Source organism: Sorangium sp. So ce176, from assembly GCF_051519835.1.
GTDB lineage: Bacteria > Myxococcota_A > Polyangia > Polyangiales > Polyangiaceae > Sorangium > Sorangium cellulosum_G.
On sequence record NZ_CP150371.1, the window covers coordinates 6,534,039 to 6,555,348 of the forward strand.

Here is a 21,310-nt window from a genome sequence, read left to right on the forward strand (position 1 = left end):
TGCACCTGCGCGAACCTTCCTCGAATCGCCCATCCCAGGCAACCCCTTTTCGAGCGCGGCTCCCCGGCGTCGGCGCCGCGCGCCCGCCTCCCCCAGGCGCCGCGCGGCGCCGACGCCGGGGGAGCGGCGGCGAGCTTGGCCCTCGCGCCACCGGGGAGGACTCGTTAGAATCGCGCTCTCCGATGGCTGGTCTGAACCGCGCCGCGCCCGCGACGGGCCCACGCAGCGGCTCCCGCGCGCGGGGGCCGACGCCGTGAGCGCCGACCCGGGGGGCGCCGGCTACCTGGACGCGATCTTCGCGGCGATCCGCGGGGGCGCCAGCCAGCTCGCGGCGATGAAGACGTGGCTCGGCAGCGCCGAGCGCGCCGCCTCGTCGCCGTGGCGCTTCCAGTTCCTCGGCGCCGCGCGCGCGGCGCACCGGCGCGCCGGCGCCTTCCTCGACGAGACCGAGGAGCGGCTGCGCCGGCTCGGCCCCGCCGACCAGGTCCCGGCCCCGCTGGACCAGCTCCCCAGGAACGTGGCGGCCATGCGCGCGGATCTCCGCGACGGGGAGCAGCGCATCGATCGCCTCGAGGCAGAGGCGACCTCCCGGGAGCAGGCGCGCAGCGGCGGCGGCCGGAGCGCGCGCTCCTCGTAACGGCGGAGTCGACTCGCCGAGAGCCTCGGTGTGGCCACAGCGCCGACCCCGGTCCGGCCGCGCGGAGAGCCTCTGTCGACGCGCGCCGAGCGCCTCGGTCAGGCCGCGGGAGGACCTTTATCGCGACAGCAGGAGATCCAGACCGCCAGGGTCCGGCGGGACTGCAGGCTTCACGGGCCGCGGGGCCGGCGCCGGGGGCGTCGCGACCGGCGGCGGCCCCCGGGGCCTCGGGTCCGCGGCCGGCGGCTCAGGGAGCGGCGAGGGCAGCTCGGCCGCGGTGAGCTGGCGCGTGCTGCCCCTTCACGAGCTGGTCGATGTGGTCCGCGATCCGCGAGAGCGGCGGCGGCTTGATCGGCCCCTCCTGGGCCTCGAGCTTCTCGATCTCCTCGCTGGTCGTCGGCCCGCGCCGTCGTTCATCGTCCGGGTGATGGTCGGCCGAGCGTGTACGATGCCGGGGTGAACAGCTTGCGCATCGAGAGCGAGGGCGTCGCGTTCGTCCACGCGCGCCGCGCGCGCATCGCCGCGTGGTCCGTCTTGCTCGGGGCCGCCGCGCTCACGGCCGCCGCGCCCGTGCTCCTGGTGATCACGCAGTGGGGGATGGTCGTGGCCGTACTCTTCCTCATCAGCCATCCCACGTCCGCGGCGCCCACGCCCAGGCGAGGCTCCGCGCGCCCCGCCACTGTCGCTGTCGAGGGGGACGAGATCGTCGTCGCGCAGGCCGCTCGAACGACGCGGCTCCAGCGCGCGCGCCTCGAGGCCGGCTGGATCGACGGGTTCGCCGGCCAGCATCACGTTGTGTTCCGGGGCAGGGGCGGAGACGCCGCGTGGATCCGGGTGCGCGGCGCCGCGGAGGCGAGCGCGCTGCTCCGGGCCGCGGGCTTCGCCGCGGATCAGCACGTCTTCTCGTCGCGCCTCGTGAGCGTGGCCGCGGAGCGGCTGACCCGCGCCGAGCGCTTCGGCCTCATCTGCCTCGCCGTCTGCATGGGGTACCCGACAGCGCCCATCGCGCTGATCGCGCTGTGGAGCGGCCCCACGGCGCTCCTCGCGGCGGTGCTCGCCGTGGCGGTGCCGCTCCTCGCCTATCCGCCGCTCCGGCTCCTCGGCGCGAGGACGGCGCTCGTGGGCACGGACGGCGTCACCATCAAGGGCTTCTTCCACCGGCGCCTCATCCCCTTTGCGCTCGTCACAGGCGCGTCCGCGGACGAGCGCGGCGTCTGGCTCGCTCACCCCGGCGGCGCACGCACGCTCCTGCCGACGATGGCGCGGATGAGCAAGGGCTCCGCGGCGGCGGGGCCGGCGCCCGCGCGCCTCGCCGCGAGCACCGAGGTGCTCCTCGCGCGGGTGCGCGAGGCCATGGCGGCGCAGAGCGGCCAGGGCGCCGCCGCGCGCTTCGCGGCGCTCGATCGCCGCGGCCGCGCGCTCGCGGAGTGGCGCAGCGCCCTCGGCGCGCTCGTCCGGCGCGACGGCGGCGGCGCCGGCTACCGCGACGCGCCCCTCGACGCGGACGACCTCGCCTCCGTCGTCGAGGACGGAGCAGCCCCCGTGGAGCGCCGCATCGGCGCTGCCATGGCGCTCTCGTCGGCGCCCGACCCTGGCCACCGGCGCCGCATCCGCATCGCCGCCGGCGCCTGCGCCGACGAGGCGCTCCGCGCGGCCCTCGAGAGGGCGGCCGAGGGGGAGCTCGCCGAGGACGAGGTCGAGCGCGCCCTCCGCGCGCGCGCCCGATGACCGCTCCGCCGAAGGGGCAGCCTCCCCGGCGCGCGGCGCCTTCATGGCACGATGAGGCTCACTCCGATTCGAGCAGGAGCCCGCTGGCCGAGAGCGCGATGAGGGAGGGATCCACGCCCTCTTTGTTCACGATGGCGGCCACGGCGGCCTGCTGCTCGGGGTAATACAGCATGATCGTGGCGAAGCCCGGAATGCCGCCGTCGTGCCCGAGCGCGGGGACTCCAAGGACCTCGCGCCCGATGACGAGCGTCCCGAGCCCGAAGCCCTGGCCCTCGACGCCGGAGGGCACGGGATCCGCGAGCATCTCTGCCCGCGACGCCGGATCGAGCGCCGCGCCGTCGTAGAGCGCGACCGCCCAGCGGGCGACGTCCCCCGCGCTCGCCACCATGGCGCCGGCGGACCAGGGGAACGAGGGATGGAGGACCGACGTGATGTCCACCCCCTCGGCGGTGTAACCGCGGGCGAGCTCACCTGCGATCGGCTCCTCTCCGTCGAACGAGGTGCTCGAGAGCGCGCTCGGATCGAGCAGCCGATCGCGGATCACCTCGGCGACGCCCTCGCCTGTCGCGGCCTCGAGGATCATCCCGAGGAGGATGTAGTTCGTGCTCGAGTAATGCCACCCCTCGCCCGGAGCGAAATAGGGGTCGTGCTCGGCGGCGATGGCGACGATCTCCTCGGGGCTCCAGACACGGCCCGGATCGGCGATCACGGCGGGCACGAGGTCCTCATCCTCCGTGTAGTTGAAGATGCCGCTCGAGTGGTTCAGGAGCTGTCGCAAGGTGATGCCGTCCGCGCCGGGGAACGTCGCGATCCACGTCGAGAGCGGGTCGTCCAGGTCGAGCGCGCCCTCGTGCGCGAGCTGGAGCACCGCGGCCGCGACATAGGTCTTGGTCACGCTGCCGACGCGGAGCACGTGGTCCGCGCGCATCGGGTCGCCGGGCGCTGACTCGCCGCTCGCGAAGTCCTGGACGCCGCACGCCGGCGTGCTGACCGCGAGGACGGCGCCCGGGGTGCCGAGGGCCTCCCGCGCCCCGTCGAGGCGCGCCTGGAGGGCCTCCGCGAGCTCGGCGCAGTCGTCCACGCCGCCGCCCCCCTCGCCTCCCGCGCCGCCGCTGCCGACCCCGCCCTCGTTCGCGCCGCCCGCGCCGCCCCCCTCGTTCGCGCCGCCCGCACCGCCTCCGCCCTCATTCGCACCGCCCGTGCCGCCCCCGCCCTCGTTCGCGCCGCCCGTGCCGCCCCCGCCCTCGTTCGCGCCGCCCGTGCCGCCCCCGCCCTCGTTCGCGCCGCCCGTGCCGCCCCCGCCCTCGTTCGCGCCGCCCGTGCCGCCCCCGCCCTCGTTCGCGCCGCCCGTGCCGCCCCCGCCCTCGTTCGCGCCGCCCGTGCCGCCCCCGCCCTCGTTCGCACCGCCTTCGTTCGCGCCGCCGGAGCTGGTCGTCGACGACGCGCCCGACGGGTCCACTGTCTCGCCGCCATCGCAGCCAGCGCCGAGGGTGAGCGCGCTCGACGCCAGCAGGGCGAGGAGGAAGCCATGATGTCGAGAGACTTTGTTCGAGGTTCGCATGCGATCTCCAGGGCAAGAATCCGGGTGAGCGCGACAGTACAGAATCGGCGCGCGAGCACAAGGGCACATCATCGAGTCGCGACGATTCCCTCCTGTCGTTGGCAGACACAACAGTCGCGCTGAGCCGCCTCAGCCGCCCTCGGGAGATCGCCGCGCGCGACACCCCGGTACGTCTCAGGCGCAGCCGAGCCCACGACGGGCGGAGGTCGTCAGCGCAGGACATGACAGCTCGAGAATCGACACCGACGATCCGACAAAGACATAGATCACGCCCGCTCCGCCGCGCGCCGCGCTGCCCTGCATTCACAGACAGGCTGAACAACTTGACTATCGGTCGCACCGCCGTAATCTGCGCCACCCGCCGACGACCATCGAGCGCGGAGCGTGGCCCGTTCAAGAGGTGGCTCGTGAGCTCCGGACATCTGGTTACGCCCAAGCTCCGGCTGGTGAGGCCGCGCGGACAAGGAGGCATGGGGACCGTCTGGGTAGCCGACCACCTCTCGCTCGGGTCGCAGGTCGCCGTGAAGCTCATGGCCCCGGAGATCGCGCGGTGCCCCGGGTTCATCGAGCGGTTCAGGCGTGAGGCGGTGGCGGCGGCGCAGATCAAGAGCCCCCATGTCGCCCAGGTGTTCGATCACGGGATCACCGACGCGGGGGTCCCGTACATCCTCATGGAGCTGCTCGAGGGGGAAGAGCTGAAGCGCAGGATCAGCCGCCTTGGCCCCATGTCGCTGCACGAGATCGCGCGCGTCGTGCGGCAGGTCGCGAGGGCGCTCGGGCGCGCGCACCAGCTCGGCATCGTCCACCGCGACACGTTCAACGGGCTCGTCATGCCGGGCGCGGGCGCCCGTCGGGGCGGCGCCGGCGTCCTGATCGCAGGGGTCGCGCTCGCAGGGGCGGCGGCGCTCGGCCTGGGCATCCCCTGGATGCACCGCGATCCGCCGGAGCACGGCGCGCCCGCCGCGGACAGCCCGGCCGCGCGCGGCGCGCCCGACCAGGGACCGCCGCCGGAGCCGCCCCCCGCGCCGCCCGCAGAGGAGATCCGGGCGGCCGCGCTCCCGACGGCGTCCACGACGACGCCACCCCCGCAGCCCGTGGCCTCCACGTCCCCCGCCCTGCCGGCGGCTCCCAGGGCGACGCGAGCCGCCTCGAGCGCGCGCCCGCAGCCGAGGCCCACGCCCGCCGCAAGGACGAACGCGCGCGCCCGTAAGGACCGGATCGGCTTCTGACCTTGTCGTCGTCGTCGAGCGCGCGTCGACGGCATCGCCCTGGCGCGATCTCGAGCAGGCGAGACGTCGACGTACGCCGCCGCGAGAGCGAGCCCCGCCCGGACGGGTGAGCCCGCCCAGCCCACCAGCGCGCCCTTCTCTGCCCCGCCTGGACCGACACCGTCCGCCGCGCGCCGAGCTCCTGTGGTCCGCCGTGGGCCCCTGTGCTCGATGGTCGCAGGCCGCCGGCCAACGGGCGACCCTGTGCTCCACCTTCGCAGACAGCCGGTCGCGGATCCCCATCACGGGCGGATTCCGCGGTCGATCGACGCGCGGCGCGCCCCACGCGACGCCGCCGCGAACGAGGCGCTTCGCGCGGCGATCCCCGGCGCCGCCGGTCGCCGGATCCGGCGCGGCGCGGGGCGGCGGATCGCCCGTCGACTCCTCTCGTGAGACCGGGCGCGGGACATGCACCTTCGCTCGGGCTCACACGGATGTACGAAACCTGGAGGAGCGTCGATGGAGAAGCATGTTTCACAAGGCAAATTTGGACGCAGGCGATTCGCCGGCAGAGCGGCGGCCGCCGTCGGTGTCTCGCTGCTCGCCCCGGCGGGCCTCGCGCTGGCTGTCGAGAAGGGCGCCGGGAGCTGCGAGTCGGTCGGGCCCCTGTCTCTCCCGGAAGGGATCCCCCAGACGCCCGGTATCCTCATCGATCAGCGCGCGACGAAGCCGATCTACCTGCCCGGAATGCACGCCGGGCTCGCGGCGCAGGCCCTCTCCGAGGTCCTCTTCTGGACGGACATCATGATGGAACATGCGATGTTCATGGCGCTGCTCATGCCGGGCGACGCCCTCCGCGCGCCCCGGGCCGAGGCGCGGCAGTTCCAGGTGCTCTTCGCCCAGCACTTCATCTCGGCCCGCGACCGCGCCTACCGCGACGACGAGCTCTATCCGCTGCTCGCCGACACGCGCTCGAGCGTCCTTCAGTTCATCGAGTACAAGCGCCGCATGCAGCGCCAGCAGGAGGCCGGCACGCTGAAGAGCCTCGTCTGGCCGCTCTTCTTCGACCACATCGCGCGCGAGGCCGAGCGGTTCGCCGGCCGGCTCGATCTGTTCGCGAGCGGCGGCGCCGGGTTCCAGCGCGACGAGGTCGGGGCGTTCTGGACGCGGATCATGGCCGAGCACCTCGAGTTCATCGCGCACCTGCTCGACCCGCAGGAGCGCGCGCTCGTCGGGCAGGCGAACGCGCGCGCCGACGCGATGTACCAGGCGAACATCCAGCTCGTCGGCAGCGGGCAGCTCGCGATGATGGCCGACGATGTCATCGACTTCAAGACGGCCGCGGAGCAGGGCATCGAGACGGGGCAGATCAAGAGCATCATCGATCCCTCGCTCGCCGATCACGTGCTCCGCGAGGCGGTGAGGTTCTCCGACGAGGTCCGGCGCGCGCGGTGAGCAGGAGCGAGGCCGCGCGCGGGGAGGCCGCGCGCGCGGGGGCTCAGGGGACGCTCATCTCGAACGCGACGCTGTAGTTCGGCTGGGCCTCGCCCGAGACCGACCCGACGAACGGATCGGAGTCGCGGAGCTGCCCCCACCGCGTCGTGCCGCCGGGCATCGTGGTCCCGTCGGTCGTCGCCGCGTAGCCGACCATCACGCCCGACGCGGGGAGATCCGACGCTGTCGTGATCTTCACCGCGCCGCCGGAGATCTCGACGCTGCTGATCTCGATCCGGGTGTTGCCGCTCCAGACCTGGAAGCCGCGGCCCTTCGACCACTCCGTGAAGGCCGTCTGGTGGGGAGACGGCAGCGCGCTGTCCCAGACGAGGGGCGGCACCGGGACGTGGAACTGCACGGTGATCACCTTGCCGGCGCGCTCGACGCCCGTCGGCTGGAGCGGCTGCCAGTCCTTTCCGAGGACGACCTTCTCGAAGTAGACCTGGCCGTACTTCTCGCCGAGGAGCTGGTAGCCGCGCGCGGTGAGGTGGATGTGGTCCTCGTCGTACGGATACTGGTACTTCGGGCCCGAGCAGACGATGTCGCCCGGGTGGCCCACGCCCACGTGCCACTGCGCCTGGGTCGACGTCGAGCGCGAGCCCACCTCGGTGTGCACCGAGTGCTGCTGGGACACCAGCAGGGGGATGCTCCGCGACTGCCCGGTGATGGGCAGGAGATCCGCGTTGTAGTCGGACCAGAGCTTGACCAGGTCGTCCTCGTAGGTCGCGCTGCCGGCGTCGGACTCGCCGTGCGTGATGATGATGGCGCCGATACCGTAGGTCTTGCCCGCGTCCCTCGCGAGGCGCGCGATCGCCTCCGCCTCGAACAGCGTCGCCTCGTAAGCGCGGCCGGTCGACTTGTCGCCATCGACCGTCGGGTTGGCGCCTTTCCGGAGGACGCTCATCGGCTGCCCGCTCTCGCCGACGACTGTGTGCACGGTGATGTGATCGCCGCCCGCCGCCTGCGCGAGGGTCGATATCTGATCGGCCATGGCCGTGTGCGGCGTCTCGCCGTAGATGTTCTTCGGGTACGCGCTGGGGTAGGTTATCGCGAACCCGCGGATGGGCTCGGTGAGCGGCACGAGGGAGAGGGCGCCGTTCGCCGGATCGAACGGGGGCATGGACCCGCCCCCGAGGGACAGCTTGAGGTTGCTGAAGCGCTGCTCCGTCCCGCGCGGCGGCGTGCCCTCGGCGCCGACCGAGAGGCTCTGTCCCGTGCCGACGATCCCGGTCCAGTCCCAGCCCGGCCCCGCAGGCGCCCCGCCGCCGGTGCCGCCGGCGCCGCCGGTGCCCGCAGCCTCGCCGCCGGCGCCGCCAGACCCCGCCGCGTCGCCGCCGGTGCCGCCGGTGCCGCCGGCCGGGTCGGTGCCGCTCGCGCTGCTCGTCGCGCTCTGGCCGCCGGCGCCGCCTTCGCCGCCGGCGCCGGAGGACGACTCGTTCGACGAGCTGCACCCGATCGCCATGAGGAGGAGGACGAGAGAACCTGATGAGCTCAAGCTCAAGAACGATGATCTTCGCATGATGGCTCCTTGCTGAAGCACGAGGGGACCCCGGGGATCCCCGCGGCGCCAAGCTTGGATCATCAGCCCTCGCGGGGGAAGGTGAACCGGTTCAGTTCTTCCGTCCGGGACCGCGCGTGGCACGCGGGTGCTCGTCGTGCGACCACCGCGCGTTGCGCGGGCGGCCGGCGCCCTCGCGTCGTGCCGGACGGAGCGCGGCGATCCTCACCCTGCCGGCGGCCCCCACCCTGCCGGCGGTCCCCACCCTGCCGGCGGCGCCGTCGGCGGCGCCACCTGGCCGAGCACCTCCATCCAGGCTGTGCTCTCCACCCACGCCGCCAGGTAGGGCGCGCGCGCCCCGCGCCGCTGGAGCAGCACAAGGAACGGCGCCGTCACCAGGAAGGACCGGGGCGGCGGCAGACCGTACGAGCCCACGATGGCCTCCGCCGTCGCGCCCGCGCCGCCCTCGTCCAGGTGGAACTGCACCCGCTGCTTGGCCTCGTCGAGGCGCCTCCCTCGGAACGCGTCGCCGAGCAGCGGTCGACCCATGAGCTCGCCGAAACGCGCCTCCAGGTCGAGCGTCAGCCGCGGGATCGCGAGCGCCTCGTCCGGCGCGATCCGCCGCGCCTCCCCGCCGAGCCGATCGAGCCGGCCGAGCGCGCTGGCCACCGTCGCGGCGAGCGTCTCCGCGGGCGCGATCTGCGCGACGAGGACGCGGCTGTCCGGATCGTCGGCGACGAGCTCGATCACGAAGTCCTTCGGCGCAGCCCAGTCGTGCACGACGACCTGCGATCGGCGCGCCGGGTCCGCGCCGAACGGGTTGCCGTCCAGCCCGAAGGCGCGAACCCTCGAGTCCTTGAACGTCCCTTCCCGCACAGCGAACGTCGCCTCGAACTTCAGCGTCTTGCTCAGGTAGCCATACGCGAGCAGGGCGTCGGCCGGCACCGCCCGCGGCAGGTACTCCGGCTTCGCGTCGGGGAACTTCGAGGAGAGCTCGGCCCAGAGCGATCCGGGGCGCCGAGGAACGCGCGCTCGCGGCCTTGCTCGAGAGCTCGTATGCAGCGCTCCGCGCCTCGCCTCGCTTCGAGGGGTCGCCGAACGCCGCCCTCGTGGGCGCCTCCTCCGGCCCCACGCGCGCCCTCGCCGAGAAGCGCGCGATCGCCGGCCGGATGCGTGCGTGGATCGAGCCGCGGATGCGGTGATACGGGCGTCACTCCCCGGCGCCACGCCTGGGGATTGCTGACCGTGCGCTGCAAGAGAAACAGCAGGGCGGCGAGGGAGCGCTTGCTGCCGAGCGCCTCGATGCACGCGTCGATTTCAATATTGCGAATCCGCTGGATCCGGAGCTCGCTTTCGGACCATCGCAGGATGCACGTGAGATGGAGGAACTTGAGCCCTCCCGTGAAGATGACCGCAGTTCAGTCTGTGACCGCACGCGCGCCCCTGTTATCCTCGAAAGCATGGCCCGCACGGCACCCGTCCCGAATATCCCCGCAATCCCTGGCATGAATCCGGGCGTTTTCATCATGGGCGGCGGCGGGGGCAGCGGGGGCAGCGGGGGCAAGGGTGGCAAGGGGAGCGGCAAGGATCAGGGCGCCGATGGCTCCGGCGGGGGCAACGGCGCGGGTGGAGGCGGCAAATCTGCCTGCGGGGGCACGGGCGGCGACGGCTCCGGCTGCCCCAACCACCACGGGTCCAAGAAGAGCGGGAAGGTGTCGAAGGGCGATCCCGTCGATGTCGCCACCGGCCGCGTGTTCACGGATCCGGTCGTCGATCTGGAGTTGCTCGGCCCGCTCGGATTGCGGTTCGTGCGCCGCTACAGCACGAGCGCCCGTGAGCGTGACGTGGGTCTCGGCTTCGGCTGGACGCATTCGTTCGCGTGGGCCGTCGAGGTGCGGCGCCAGACCACCGTGCTGTGGACCGACACGGGCGCGGAGCTCTCGTTCGACGCCATCGCAGAAGGAGACGCAGGGATCGGCCCCGATGGCTGGATCCTGACCCGCGACGCGAGCGGCTTCGTCCTCGACGACGCCGCCGGCACATTCTATCTGTTCTCCGAGCCCACGGGCTCGACATACCGCCTCTCCGCCGTGCGCGACGCCCACGGCAACACGACGCGGCTCGGCTACCGTGAGGGGCGTATCGAATCGATCACCGACGCCGCCGGCCGCGTCGTGCGCGTGCGGCGCACGCCGGACGGCCGCATCGGCGCGCTCGAGATCAAGAATGCGCCTGAGCAAGGGAGGTGGATCACGCTGCGGGCCTACACGTACGATGCGCGCGGGGACCTCATCGCCGATACGGACGCAGAAGGCTGCGTCTCCCGTTATACGTACGAAGACCACCGGTTGACGTCGCGCACGGATCCCGAAGATCTCACCTTCCATTTCCTCTATGACGAGCAGGGGCGCTGCGTCGAGACCTGGGGTGTTCACCCCGACGCGGGGCGCCTCGGCCTCGCCGAAGGCGTACCCGATACCCTCGCCGACGGCACGAGAGCCCGAGGGATCTATCACTGCAAGCTCCTCTATGGCGACGACGGCTACTCGGAAGTGACGGACTCGATCACCGTGCATCGCTACTTCGCCAACGATTTCGGCAAGCTCGACAAGGCCGTGTCGGGCGGGGCCGTCTACAGCCGCACATACGACGAGAACGGCAACCTCCTTTCGTTCACCGGCCCGCTGGGCGCGACCACGACCTGGGTCCGCGACGCCCGCGGTCGCACGCTCCGCGTGACCGATCCGCTGGGCCGCACCACCCTCATCGACCGCGACCCGGACGGGCATATTCGCCGCGTCACCGACCCGGCCGGCGGCGTGACGGAGGTCACACGCACCGCGACCGCCCTGCGCTGGACCGACCCGATCGGCGCGAGCTTCGAGGTCCGCATCGAGGCGCGCGGGCTCATCACGGAGACGGTCGCGCCGAACGGGGCGCGCACGCGCGTCGCCCACGACGCGCACGGCAACATGGTCCAGAAGGTCGACGGGACAGGCGCCGTCACCGAGTATGTTTACGATCACTGGGGACGCTGCCTGTCGGTGCGCGACGCGCTCGGGAACATCACGTCGTACGCCTACAACGATCGGGGTGATCGCGTCGCTGTGCGCCAACCCGACGGTGGCGTGACCCGCTATACCCACGACCGCAACGGGGACGTCGTGCGCGTCGACCACCCGGACGGCACCGCGACGCGCTTCGATCGCGGAGGCCTGCACAAGGTCTGCGCGATCCGCCGTCCGAACGGCGAGGTGAACCGCCTCGGCTACGATCGCGAGGGTCGCCTCGTGCGGGCCGAGAATGCGCGGGGAGACGTGTACCTCATGCGCTACGACACGGCGGGTCGCCTGGTGTATGAGCGGACGTTCGCCGGGCTGGAGAAGCACTATCGGCACGACATGGCCGGACAGCTCGTCCTCGAGCAGACCAGCGCAGGCGAGACCACCGAGTTCGCCTACGACGCGGCCGGACAGCTCGTTCAGCGCTCCCTGCCGGACGGCACCACGGAGTCGTTCGAGTACGACGTGTACGGCAACCTCATCGCCGCCGTCACGCCCGCCGGGGAGCTCACGTACACGCGCAACGCCGTGGGCTGGGTGGTAGAGGAGCGGCAGCGCGCCTCGGGAGACCTGTCCGTCGTGCGGCGGACGTACGATCTCATGGGCAATGTCGTGCAGCGGAAGACATCACTCGGCCACTCGGCCGCCTTTGCGCGGGACGCCTGCGGCCGGGCGACGCAGGTCGTGCTGGACGGGCGCGTCACGGTTGACGTCGCGCACGACGCGCTCGGGCGCGAGATCGCCCGCGCGCTGCCGGACGGCGGGCGCATCCAGGTCGTCTACGACGCGCTCGGCCGCATGGCGCAGCGCTGGGTGGGCCACCCCGGGCAGACCAGCGCCGGCGCCGGTCGGCCCGACTGGGTCGGCCCTCGCCCGCCGGGGACGACGGTGTACCAGGCGTTCCGCTACGGGCCGTGCTCGGAGCTCGTCGAGGCATGGGACGACGCGCTCGGCCGGAAGCGGTTCGAACACGACGCCGCAGGGCAGATCCTGGGTGTCCGCAACGAACGGGGCCAGGGCGAGCGCTTTTCGTACGACGCCGCGGGCAACCTCCACGAGCCGGACGGCGAGCAGCGCTCCTACGGTGCGGGCAACCGCCTGATGCAGAAGGGCGACACCACGTATACGTGGGACGAGTCGGGCAGGCTCACGAGCGCGCGAGGCGCGGACGGCCGGCTGACCCGCTACACATGGAACGGCCTCGGGCTGCTCGCTTCCGTCGAGAAGCCCGATGGAAGGGTGGTCGAGCTCAGCTACGATCCGTTCGCGCGGCGCATCGGGAAACGCACGCTCGAGCGCGCCCCCGACGGGCAGCGGCGCGAGGTGTCGAGCGTGCGTTTCGTGTGGGATGGCGGCGTGCTCGTCCACGAGATCAAGCGTATGGCGCAGGCGTCGGGCGATCCCATCGTGGAGGAGCGCACGTACTGCTTCGAGGAGGTCCGGTACGCCCCCTGGGCTCACCGCGACGCGCGCATGGCGGGCGGCCGCCGTGAGGAGAGCCCATGGTTCCATTACCTCAACGACGATGTGGGCGCCCCCGAGCGCCTGGTCGGTCCAGCGGGCGAGGTGGTGTGCGAGATCGATCGATCCGCGTTCGGCGCGAAGGTGAAGGAGGGCGGGCGGACCACGACGCCGCTCCGCTTCCCGGGCCAATACGAGGACGAGGAGACGGGGCTCGTCTACAACCGCTACCGCTACTTCGATCCCGCGCTCGGCCGGTACCTGAGCGCGGACCCGGCCGGCCTGGACGGCGGCTTCAACGGCTTCGATTACGCAGGCAACGCGCCGACGCGCTTCGTCGATCCGAGCGGCCTGATGCCGTTCTCGACCGTCCGGAACGCGGCCGGGGAGAACCCCGGCGGCAAGGACTTCACCGAGTCCAAGCACCGCCGCGGAGTGCCGGACGATATCTCGGGCAAGAGCCAGGGAGAGCGCTCCCGGGCAGAGGAGGGCCAGCGCGAGAGGTACAAGGACCCTGCGATCACCGCGGCCGTCAAGAACGCGCAGAGGGCGCGCGGTGAGACCCAGACAGGGGACACAACATGCGCGGAGGTGGATGCGCTGCACAAGATGGCGAAACAGATCCGCACGGAAGGGGACGCGAAGCGCAAGCGGCAGGGTAACCCCAAGATGACGGACCAGGAGGTCCGCTCGGAGCTGCAGAAGCGCTTCAAGGACGGCGCGATCATCGAGACCACGAACGCGCGTGGCGAGGGAATGGCGCCCTGCCCCATGTGCGCGCAGATCTTCCGCGAGCTCGGCCTCCACCCGGCGAACATCGGAGAGGACGCGAAGGGCGGCGTCGTCGGCCCGAACGACGAGACGGAAACCAAGGTGAACAAGATGGGCCGGTGGGACGGGACCTGGACACAGAGCAGCGAGCCCGCGCACTCTCGACGGAAGAACGTCACCACGGTGCCCTCCTCGACGCCGCCGTTCACTGACACATGACCTGCGCAATGACGATGTCCCCGCCACAACTCCTCGCCCCCGCGCCCGTCGAGCGCGCCTGCCGCTGCGCCTGGGCTGAAGCGTCGAGCGCCACGCTCGACCCCGCGGAGCAAGCCGCGCTGGCCGCGCTCAGCCAATGGCTCGACGAACCAGAGCTGCCCTATGCGATCTTGCATGGCCCGCGCCCAGGCCGGCGCTCGGTCGTGGCCGCCCACCTGGTCCGTTCACAGCACGAAGGTACCGCCTACGCTGCGCAGCTCGTGCCGCTCGGGCCTGATCTCAGGCTCGAGCGCGACCTCATCGCGCTGCTGGTCTCTCGGCTGCTAGCCGATTACGTGGGCGGTCCTCCTCGGCGTCTACGCGCGAAGATCGCGGAGGAGCACCTGCGCGTGGGCCCGACCGAGGGCGAACCATCGCTGCTGCTCGCAATCACCGACGTCGAGGAAGCGGAGCCGCTCGTCTCCTGGCCAGCGCTGTTCTCCGCCGTTGGCCCTCGCGTCAAGGTGCTCGCCACCGTCGAGGGCGACGAAGCCGCGGCCCGCGCGTGGATCCCGCGCCTCGGCTTCGATCCGGCGCGCACGCGGATCCTTCCGCTGCCGTCGCGGCCCTGGCCCGCGCCGGGCGATCCCGCCGAGCTCCTCGCGGCCGCCGGCGCGGTGCCGGCCCGGCTCCTCGGCCTGCTCTCGGCCGCCTACGGCCGGCTTCGCGAGGACGAGATCACGACCGCCCTCGGAGCCCCGATCGAGAGCGCCCTCGCCGGGATCGAGCCGCTCGTCACGGCCGTCGATGGCACCTATGCGTTCCGCTGGAACGCGGCCCGCCGCGAGGTGGAGGAGCGCCTCGACAGCAGCGCGCGGGAAACCTCGATCCGCCGCCTGCTGTCGCTCGCGCCGGACGGCTATCCCTGCGCCTACACGCGGGCGCACCTCGAGCAGGCCGCCGCGCCGCTCCAGGCATTCGCCGCGCTTGTCACCGAGGAGCACCTCGCCCGCTGGATGGCTCGGCCCGAGGGCTATCTCGGCTTCGTCGCCGACCTCGAGCGCGTGCGCCGTCGCGCCGTCGAGGCGCTCGCGTCGGGCCGCGAGGCCGCGGCGCTCGCGGTGCGCGCAGCCCTGGTCGAGGCGAGCGTGAACTGGTGCGCCCGCCGCGAGGATCACGAGGCTCCCGTCGGCGTCGAGCCCCTCGATCGGGAGGAGCCGATCGCGGACGAGCGAAAGCAGGCGAAGGCGCTCATCGCGCTCGGCGCGGCGATGGCGGCCGGGCCGGCGCGCGCCGAGGTGCTCGCGTGGGCCGAGGACGCCGCGCGGCGCATCCCGGAGGCCGAGCTCCGCGGGGATGCGCTCGTGGCCCTCGCCGAGGCCGCAGGTGACGACCGAGGCCATGCCCTCGCGCGCGAGGCGCTCGCGGCGTACCGCGACGCGGCGGATCCGGTCCTGCCGCAGCTGCTCTCGGTGGGCGTGCTGCCCCCGGACGAAGGGGTCGCGGTCGCGCGCGAGGCGCTCGCCAGCCTCCGCGACGGCGGCGGAGACCCTGGCGATCTCGACCTGTTTGCCGACCGCTTCCCGCGCGCTGTCGCCGAGGCGCTCTGGGCCGACGCGGAGGCGCTGCCTGGGCCCGCGCGGGCGCGAGCGCTCGCCGCGCTCGCGGAGGTCCTCGGCGATCCCGACCACGTGCGCGCCGCGTTCGCCGCGGTGGAGCAGCACGCCGACCCCTACGACCCGCTCGCGCACCGGACGCTCGCGCGGCTCGTGCCGCTCCTCGCCGTCCCGGAGGCCCGTCGCGCCGCGGCGCTGGCTCCCCGGTTCGGCGAGCGCGCCGCCGAGCTCTTCGAGGGCCTGATCCCGCGCCTCAGGGCGCTGGGCGATCCCGCCGAGGACCTGCTCGAGGCGCTGCCGGAAGCGTCGCGCGTGCGGGCGCTGGCCCGGAGCCTCCCCTTCGCCACCGAGCCGGGGCCGCTCTGGGCGCGGATCGACGCGGCGCTGCGCCGGGCCGAGCCGCTCGATCGCTACGGGCTGCTGTTCGACGTGGGCCCGTGGCTCGGCGCTGCGGGCGAGAGCGACGCGTTGCTCGCCTTGATCGCGCCGCTCAGCGACGCCCACCACCTGAACGCCCTCGGCTTCCTGGCGCGCCACGATCCCGCGCACGCGCCCGAGCTGGCGCGCCGGGCCCTTCCGCTGGCCCTGCGCCTCGGCGCCGACGAGCCGGATCGCCTGCTCGATCTGGTCCCGCTGGCCCGCCATTTCCCGCCCGAGGGGGCCGCCGCGGTATTTGGCTTCCTGCTCGACGCGCTGGCCGGAGACTTCCGCTCTGCCGCGCTCGCGGGCGACGGCGTGAGCCTCGAGCGGCTCGTGCCGCTCATCGCGGCGCTCGCGGGCGACGAGGGCCTGGCCGGCGCGGCGCGCGAGGTGGTGCAGGTCGCGGCGTGGTTCCCGTGAGCGCCGCGCTCGTCATGGGCAATCCGGCGGGTACGCGGACGCAGCGAGCGCTCGAGTGTGCTCCGCGATCCGCCGAGCGGCGTTCCCGAGCCTCGGCAGGCGCTCTGCTCTGCGGTCCGGAGGGGGCCCGGACCCCTCGCGAGCGCTCTGCTTTGCGGTCCGAAGGGGTCCGGACCCCCCATCTGGCACAAGATCGAGGGTATTCGCGGGGTCCTTGGCACAGAATTTCGCGTCGAGGCGCGAGTTCTGGCACATTTTTGCTCTCGAAGACGCACGGCGGAGCGATCTCGAGGGGTCCGGACCCCGGTGTGTCGCAATGCATTGCGTTTGAGCCAGTGTTCGACCCCCCTCGTCTGGCACAGAACAAGGTGACCTGGCACAGGCGCGGGCGCCGCTCGCTGCACGGCAGGCGGCAGGCAGAACGGGGCCGGACGGGACGCCCGGCGCCGACGGCGCCGTGGACAGCTCGGCGGGCGACGGAAGCGTGCTCCTGAGGCGGGGTTGACGAGGGGAATGCGCGGAGGGGATCGCCGCGTCAGCAGCGGGCGTGCATCACGCGAGGGGGCTCAGAGGTCGGCCGGCGCCGGCTCGGTGCCCTGCACGTCGGGCGGGAGCGCCACGCCGGGCGCGGGGGGCGCTGCGGGCTCGCCCTCGGGCTTGCCGTTCTTCCGGGCCGCGCCGCGGCCGCTCGGCCCGACGCTCCAGCTCGCGAGGGGCGCGAGCAGCTTGTCGGCGAGCTCCTGCGTCTCCGGCTCGTCGGGCTCGACCGCGCCCATCACCTTGATCACGTACGCGCGCAGCGCCTCGGTGAACGCGTCGAGCGCCTCGCGCACGCTCGGCGGCGCCCCCGCGGCCGTCGCTGCCGGCGCCGTGACGCCGAGCGCCTTGCCGTACGCGGCGTGCGCGGCCTCGAGGGCGGCGAGGAAGCGCTTGCCGCCGAGCGCCTCGATGCGCGCGTCGAGCCCGTTCTTGCGAATGCGCTGGATCCGGAGCTCGCTCTCGGACCATTGCAGGACGTACGTGAGCTGGAGGAACTTGAGCCCTCCCGTGAAGATGGCCGCCTTCAGCGAGGCCGCCTCCGCGACCTCGGGCGCGCCGGGCGGCAGCTTGGTGAACGCGGTCAGGAAGTCGTTGAGGCCGCTCCAGCACCCGTCGAGGACGCGGTCGCACTGGACCGCATCCTCGCTCGCCTCCCCTCCCTCGGACAGCGACACCTGATCGCGCAGCGCCGACGCGAGCTCTCCGTGGCGCGAAGCCAGCGCCGCGAGCACGCGCGCGATGCCCTTCGCGAGCTGCTTCTTCGCGGGCTTCGCCGCGCTGAGGAGCTGCTCGCCGAGCGCCATCGCCCCGACCGCGGTGAAGCGGGGGAGCTGGATCACTTCCGAAGCGGTGTATTTGCTCATGAGATCACCCTCGTCCGTGGCAGGAGCGCGGGATTGCGCTGGAATGCCAGACGGGCAAGCGTCCTCTATTCATGATGCGAAGAGAGGAGTCCAGAGAGAACTGGAGGGGGAGGTGATTTATAGAAGACGAGGTAACGTTGGATTCTTGCTGTGCGCGGGGCGGCACCGCGCTTGCCTTCTGTGTTGGCTGTGCACGCGGTCTCGCACGATTCCCGAACGACACGAGAGGAGCAATCGAATGGGCAGCAAGGCGAACACGACGACCGCTGTCGCCCGGTCGATCGATGATGTATCCGAGCACATCTTCCGGCAGGTCGAGCAGAGCGGCGCGCTGCCGCCGCACCTCGGAGCGCCCGAGGCCGTCGGCGCGGCGCTGTGCACGCTGTCGCGCCGGCTGAGCGGCGGAGAGGCGCGGGACCTCGCCGCGGCCCTGCCCTCGACGATCCAGGCGATCGTCCAGCCGTGCGCCACGCACCGCGACGAGGCTCCCGAGGTCTTCAGTCGTCGCGAGTTCCTGGAGACGCTCGCGGAGCACCTGCACATCGACACCGACCAGGCGAGGGCGGTGTCCCACGCGATCTTCGCGGCCGTGGAGCGCGAGATCCCCACGAAGGAGGTCACGGACATCGAGAGCCAGCTCCCGGCTGATCTGAAGGACCTCTGGGGGCGCCATCGCGTCACGGGCAGCTCCCACGCGGAGCGGCCGGCGGACACGTCGCTGGCAGAGCCTCCCCCGCGGGCCTCCGTGGAGAGGCCCGCGCCAGACCAGCTCCGCGGCGACGTGGGCGCGGACAGCACGGCGGCGGCCTCGTCCGGCGATGTCCCCGCCAGGCGGCGCGCGAGCTGACGGCGGCGCGGGGAGACGCGCCGGGGAGCTGGACGGCCTCGCTGGATGAACCGGCCGGGAAGACGGAGCTCGCCGCGGCGCTCTCTTCTCCTCGCGCGCGATGGCTCCTCTAGTGCCCCGCCTCCACCTTGACCCCTCGCTGCGGCTTTCCCAGCAGCATCACCAGGGGCAGGAACAGGACGATGATCACGCCGGCCAGCCAGAACGTGTCCGCGAACGACATGATCGAGCCCTGCTGCGCCACCGACCCGGAGAGCAGCGACAGCGCGCGCTGCTTCGCCTCCGCCACGGACGCGCCGCTGGCCATCATCGCGCGCGTCAGCAGGTCGACCCGCTCGATCGTCATGGGGTCGTTCGACACGAGCTTCTCCGCGAGGACGGCCTCGTGAAAGGCCTGCCGCCGGACGAGCAGCGTCGAGAGCAGCGCGACGCCGATGCTGCCCCCGAGCTGCCGCGTCAGGTTATAGAAGCCCGTCGCGGCGGCGATGTCCTTGCGCGGAATGGGGCCGAGCGCGGCCAGGGAGAGCGGCAAGAACATGAAGGTCGTGCCCACGGAGCGGACGATGAGCGGCCAGAACAGGTCGTCGCCGCCCGTCTGCGGGTTCATCGAGGCCAGCATCGTCAGCGAGGCCGCCAGCAGGAGCGCCCCCATCACCAGCGTGAGCCGCGGGTCCATCCGGCGCGACAGCCTCCCCGCGACGGGCATCAACAAGGCCGTGGCCAGGGCGCCCGGCAGCATCAAGAGGCCCGTCTGCTGTGACGTGTAACGCAGGACGGTCTGCGCGAAGATCGGCACGGCGAAGAGCCCGCCATACAGGGCCATGCCCATGACAACCGAGAGGACGCTGCCAGCCCACAGAGAGCGGTGGCCGAGCACGCGCAGGTCGACGACAGGCTCCTCCGCGCGGAGCTCGCGGCGCACGAAGAGCACGAGGGACACGAGCGACGCGGCGAACAGGGCGACGATCAGCGAATCGTCGAACCAGTCGTGCGAGTTCCCCTCCTCGAGGAACGTCTGCATGCAGCCCAGTCCCACGGCCAGGAGGCTGATGGCGAGCCAGTCGATGCCCTTCCGGGCCGCGGCGAGCGGCCCGTCGGCCGGGAGCGCCGCGAGGCAGAGCACCACGGCGAGCACGCCGAGCGGCAGGTTGATGAAGAAGATCCACCGCCAGCCGACGTTGGTGACGATGTAGCCGCCCAGCGTGGGGCCGATGGTGGGGCCCGCGATGACGATGGCCCCGAAGAACGCCTGCGCCGTGGGCTGCTCCTCCTTCGGGAACGTCTCGAAGAGGATCGACTGCGCCTTGGCCAGCAGGCCGCCGCCCGTGAGCCCCTGCAGGACGCGCGCGATCACAAGCATCGGCAGGGTCGTCGAGAGCCCGCACAGGACCGAGGCCGCCGTGAAGCCCACCAGCGAGAAGATGAAATAGCTCTTCTTGCCGAACCGATGCCCGAGCCACGCGGCGAGCGGCAGGACGATGACGTTGGCGACGGCGTAGCTCGAGACGATCCAGCTCGCCTGGCTCATCGTCGCGCCCAGCGACGTCTGCATCTCCTTGAGCGCGACGTTGACGATGCTCGCGTCGACGACCTCGAGCAGCGCGCCGATGGCCACCGCGACGGCCACGGCCCATTTGTTGGCCGGCGCGGCCTCGAGCTCCAGCGCGGCCGGCGAGGAAGCGACGTGAGCCATGAGCCCCTCCTAGCCGCGCGTATCGACGGACAGCTCGACGCTCATGCCCGGCTTCAGCACGACGCCCTGCGGCACGTCGAGGACCTTCACGCGCACGGGGACGCGCTGCACCACCTTGGTGAAGTTGCCGCTGGCGTTGTCCGGCGGCAGCAGCGTGAAGCGCGAGCCGGTGGCGCCGGACAGGCTCTCGATCTCGCCGTGCAGGGTGACGCCGGGCAGGGCGTCGACCTCGAGGTCCGCGGGCTGGCCCGGGTGCATGTGCGCGACCTGGGTCTCCTTGAAGTTCGCCGTCACCCACACGAGCGGCGTCACGAGCTGCGCGATGGCCTGCCCCGCCGCGACCTGCTGCCCGACGGCGATCGTCTTCTTGGAGGCCACGCCGTCGGCGGGGGCCACGACGCGCGTGTACGACAGCTCGAGCTTCGCGAGATCGCGCGCCGCCATCGCGATGGCCACCTGCGCGCGCGCCGACCTGGCGCGGGCCTGCGCCTGCGCCACCACGACGTCCACGCTGCTCGTCTGCTTCACCTTGGCCGAGGCCTCGATCGTGCGGCTGCGCGCCACCGCGATGTTCGCCCGCAGCGTGGAGAGCCGCGCGCGCGCCGCCTCCAGGCCGGCCTGCGCCACGTTGAAGCTCGACTCCGACTGGTCGAACGCGGCCTGCGGGAGCGCGCCCTGCGCGAGCAGCGCGCGGCTCCTGTCGCGCTCGGTCTCGGCCTGCTTGAGCGCCGTCTCCGCGGATCGGACCGAGGCCTCCGCCTCCTTGAGCTGATCGGCCGCCGACGTCACGCCGCCCTGCGCCGTCTGCAGCGACGCCTCGGCGATGGACTTGTTGCCGAGGGCGTTGATCTCGGCCACGCGCGCGTCCGCCTCGGCCGCCTCGGCCGCCGCCTCGGCGGCCTCCACGTTGGCCTCGGCCTGCGCGAGCTTCGCCCTGGCGCTCGCGTCGTCGAGCACGGCCAGCGTATCGCCGGCCTTCACCTGCTGGTTCTCCGTGAAGAGCACCTGGGCGATGGTCCCGCCCGCCCGCGCCGGGACCGCGATCACCTCGCCGTCCACCTGCGCGTTGTCCGTGCTCTCCACGGTGCGGTGCGTCCACCAGTACCCGCCGCCCGCGATGGCCACGAGCAGCAGGGCGAGCACGAGCGCGGGGGCCTTGCTCTTCGGCTTCGCGGCGGCGCTTCCCTGCGCGGCGGGGGCTTCGGCGACGAGGGCGACGTCGGAGGGAGAGGTTGCAGTGCTCATGCGGGATCCTAAAGGCTACTAACTTTCGCCATAGTATCCACCCCGACC

The 21,310-nt window shown here is 72.7% G+C and carries 13 protein-coding genes; 7 read left to right on the forward strand and 6 right to left on the reverse strand.

The window, feature by feature from the left end:
* Window positions 1-253 precede the first annotated feature (253 nt).
* Both WMF42_RS24495 and WMF42_RS24500 read left to right on the forward strand, forming a co-directional pair.
* A complete protein-coding gene (locus WMF42_RS24495; protein WP_061612323.1) occupies window positions 254-637 on the forward strand; it encodes a hypothetical protein in 384 nt (127 codons plus the stop codon).
* A gap of 456 nt (window positions 638-1,093) precedes the next feature.
* Window positions 1,094-2,365 carry a hypothetical protein gene (locus tag WMF42_RS24500; RefSeq protein ID WP_437685061.1) on the forward strand — a complete coding sequence of 424 codons (1,272 nt, stop codon included), beginning with the start codon at window positions 1,094-1,096 and terminating at the stop codon, window positions 2,363-2,365.
* A gap of 58 nt (window positions 2,366-2,423) precedes the next feature.
* On the opposite strand, the gene WMF42_RS24505 is transcribed toward WMF42_RS24500, so the two are convergent.
* A complete protein-coding gene (locus WMF42_RS24505) occupies window positions 2,424-3,926 on the reverse strand; it encodes a serine hydrolase domain-containing protein (protein ID WP_437685063.1) in 1,503 nt (500 codons plus the stop codon).
* A gap of 221 nt (window positions 3,927-4,147) precedes the next feature.
* Here WMF42_RS24505 and WMF42_RS24510 point away from each other — a divergent pair, with 221 nt between their 5' ends.
* Window positions 4,148-5,155, forward strand: coding sequence for a protein kinase domain-containing protein (locus WMF42_RS24510; RefSeq protein ID WP_437685065.1), 1,008 nt, complete (start codon window positions 4,148-4,150; stop codon window positions 5,153-5,155).
* 498 nt (window positions 5,156-5,653) lie between these two features.
* The gene (locus tag WMF42_RS24515; RefSeq protein WP_061613119.1) at window positions 5,654-6,589 is read left to right on the forward strand and encodes a DUF2935 domain-containing protein; all 936 of its coding nucleotides are present in this window, start codon (window positions 5,654-5,656) and stop codon (window positions 6,587-6,589) included.
* Between the two features lie 43 nt (window positions 6,590-6,632).
* On the opposite strand, the gene WMF42_RS24520 is transcribed toward WMF42_RS24515, so the two are convergent.
* Both WMF42_RS24520 and WMF42_RS24525 read right to left on the reverse strand, forming a co-directional pair.
* A complete protein-coding gene (locus WMF42_RS24520) occupies window positions 6,633-8,147 on the reverse strand; it encodes a dockerin (protein ID WP_437685067.1) in 1,515 nt (504 codons plus the stop codon).
* 204 nt (window positions 8,148-8,351) lie between these two features.
* Window positions 8,352-9,071: a hypothetical protein gene (locus WMF42_RS24525; protein WP_437685069.1), complete on the reverse strand. Its 720-nt coding sequence runs from the start codon at window positions 9,069-9,071 to the stop codon at window positions 8,352-8,354.
* Window positions 9,072-9,586: 515 nt separating this feature from the next.
* Between WMF42_RS24525 and WMF42_RS24530 the strand changes: the two genes are divergently transcribed.
* On the forward strand, window positions 9,587-13,639 hold the full coding sequence (locus WMF42_RS24530; protein WP_437685070.1) for an RHS repeat-associated core domain-containing protein: 4,053 nt from the start codon (window positions 9,587-9,589) through the stop codon (window positions 13,637-13,639).
* A gap of 14 nt (window positions 13,640-13,653) precedes the next feature.
* The gene (locus WMF42_RS24535) at window positions 13,654-16,074 is read left to right on the forward strand and encodes a hypothetical protein (protein WP_437685072.1); all 2,421 of its coding nucleotides are present in this window, start codon (window positions 13,654-13,656) and stop codon (window positions 16,072-16,074) included.
* Between the two features lie 566 nt (window positions 16,075-16,640).
* Here WMF42_RS24535 and WMF42_RS24540 read toward each other — a convergent pair.
* Complete coding sequence (locus WMF42_RS24540; protein ID WP_061613121.1) at window positions 16,641-17,477, reverse strand: hypothetical protein; 837 nt, start codon at window positions 17,475-17,477, stop codon at window positions 16,641-16,643.
* A gap of 238 nt (window positions 17,478-17,715) precedes the next feature.
* Here WMF42_RS24540 and WMF42_RS24545 point away from each other — a divergent pair, with 238 nt between their 5' ends.
* On the forward strand, window positions 17,716-18,324 hold the full coding sequence (locus tag WMF42_RS24545) for a DUF2267 domain-containing protein (RefSeq protein ID WP_437685074.1): 609 nt from the start codon (window positions 17,716-17,718) through the stop codon (window positions 18,322-18,324).
* 109 nt (window positions 18,325-18,433) lie between these two features.
* Here WMF42_RS24545 and WMF42_RS24550 read toward each other — a convergent pair whose 3' ends face one another.
* Both WMF42_RS24550 and WMF42_RS24555 read right to left on the reverse strand, forming a co-directional pair.
* Complete coding sequence (locus WMF42_RS24550; protein ID WP_437685076.1) at window positions 18,434-20,017, reverse strand: DHA2 family efflux MFS transporter permease subunit; 1,584 nt, start codon at window positions 20,015-20,017, stop codon at window positions 18,434-18,436.
* A 9-nt stretch (window positions 20,018-20,026) separates the two neighbouring features.
* Complete coding sequence (locus tag WMF42_RS24555; protein WP_437685078.1) at window positions 20,027-21,262, reverse strand: HlyD family secretion protein; 1,236 nt, start codon at window positions 21,260-21,262, stop codon at window positions 20,027-20,029.
* Window positions 21,263-21,310 lie beyond the last annotated feature (48 nt).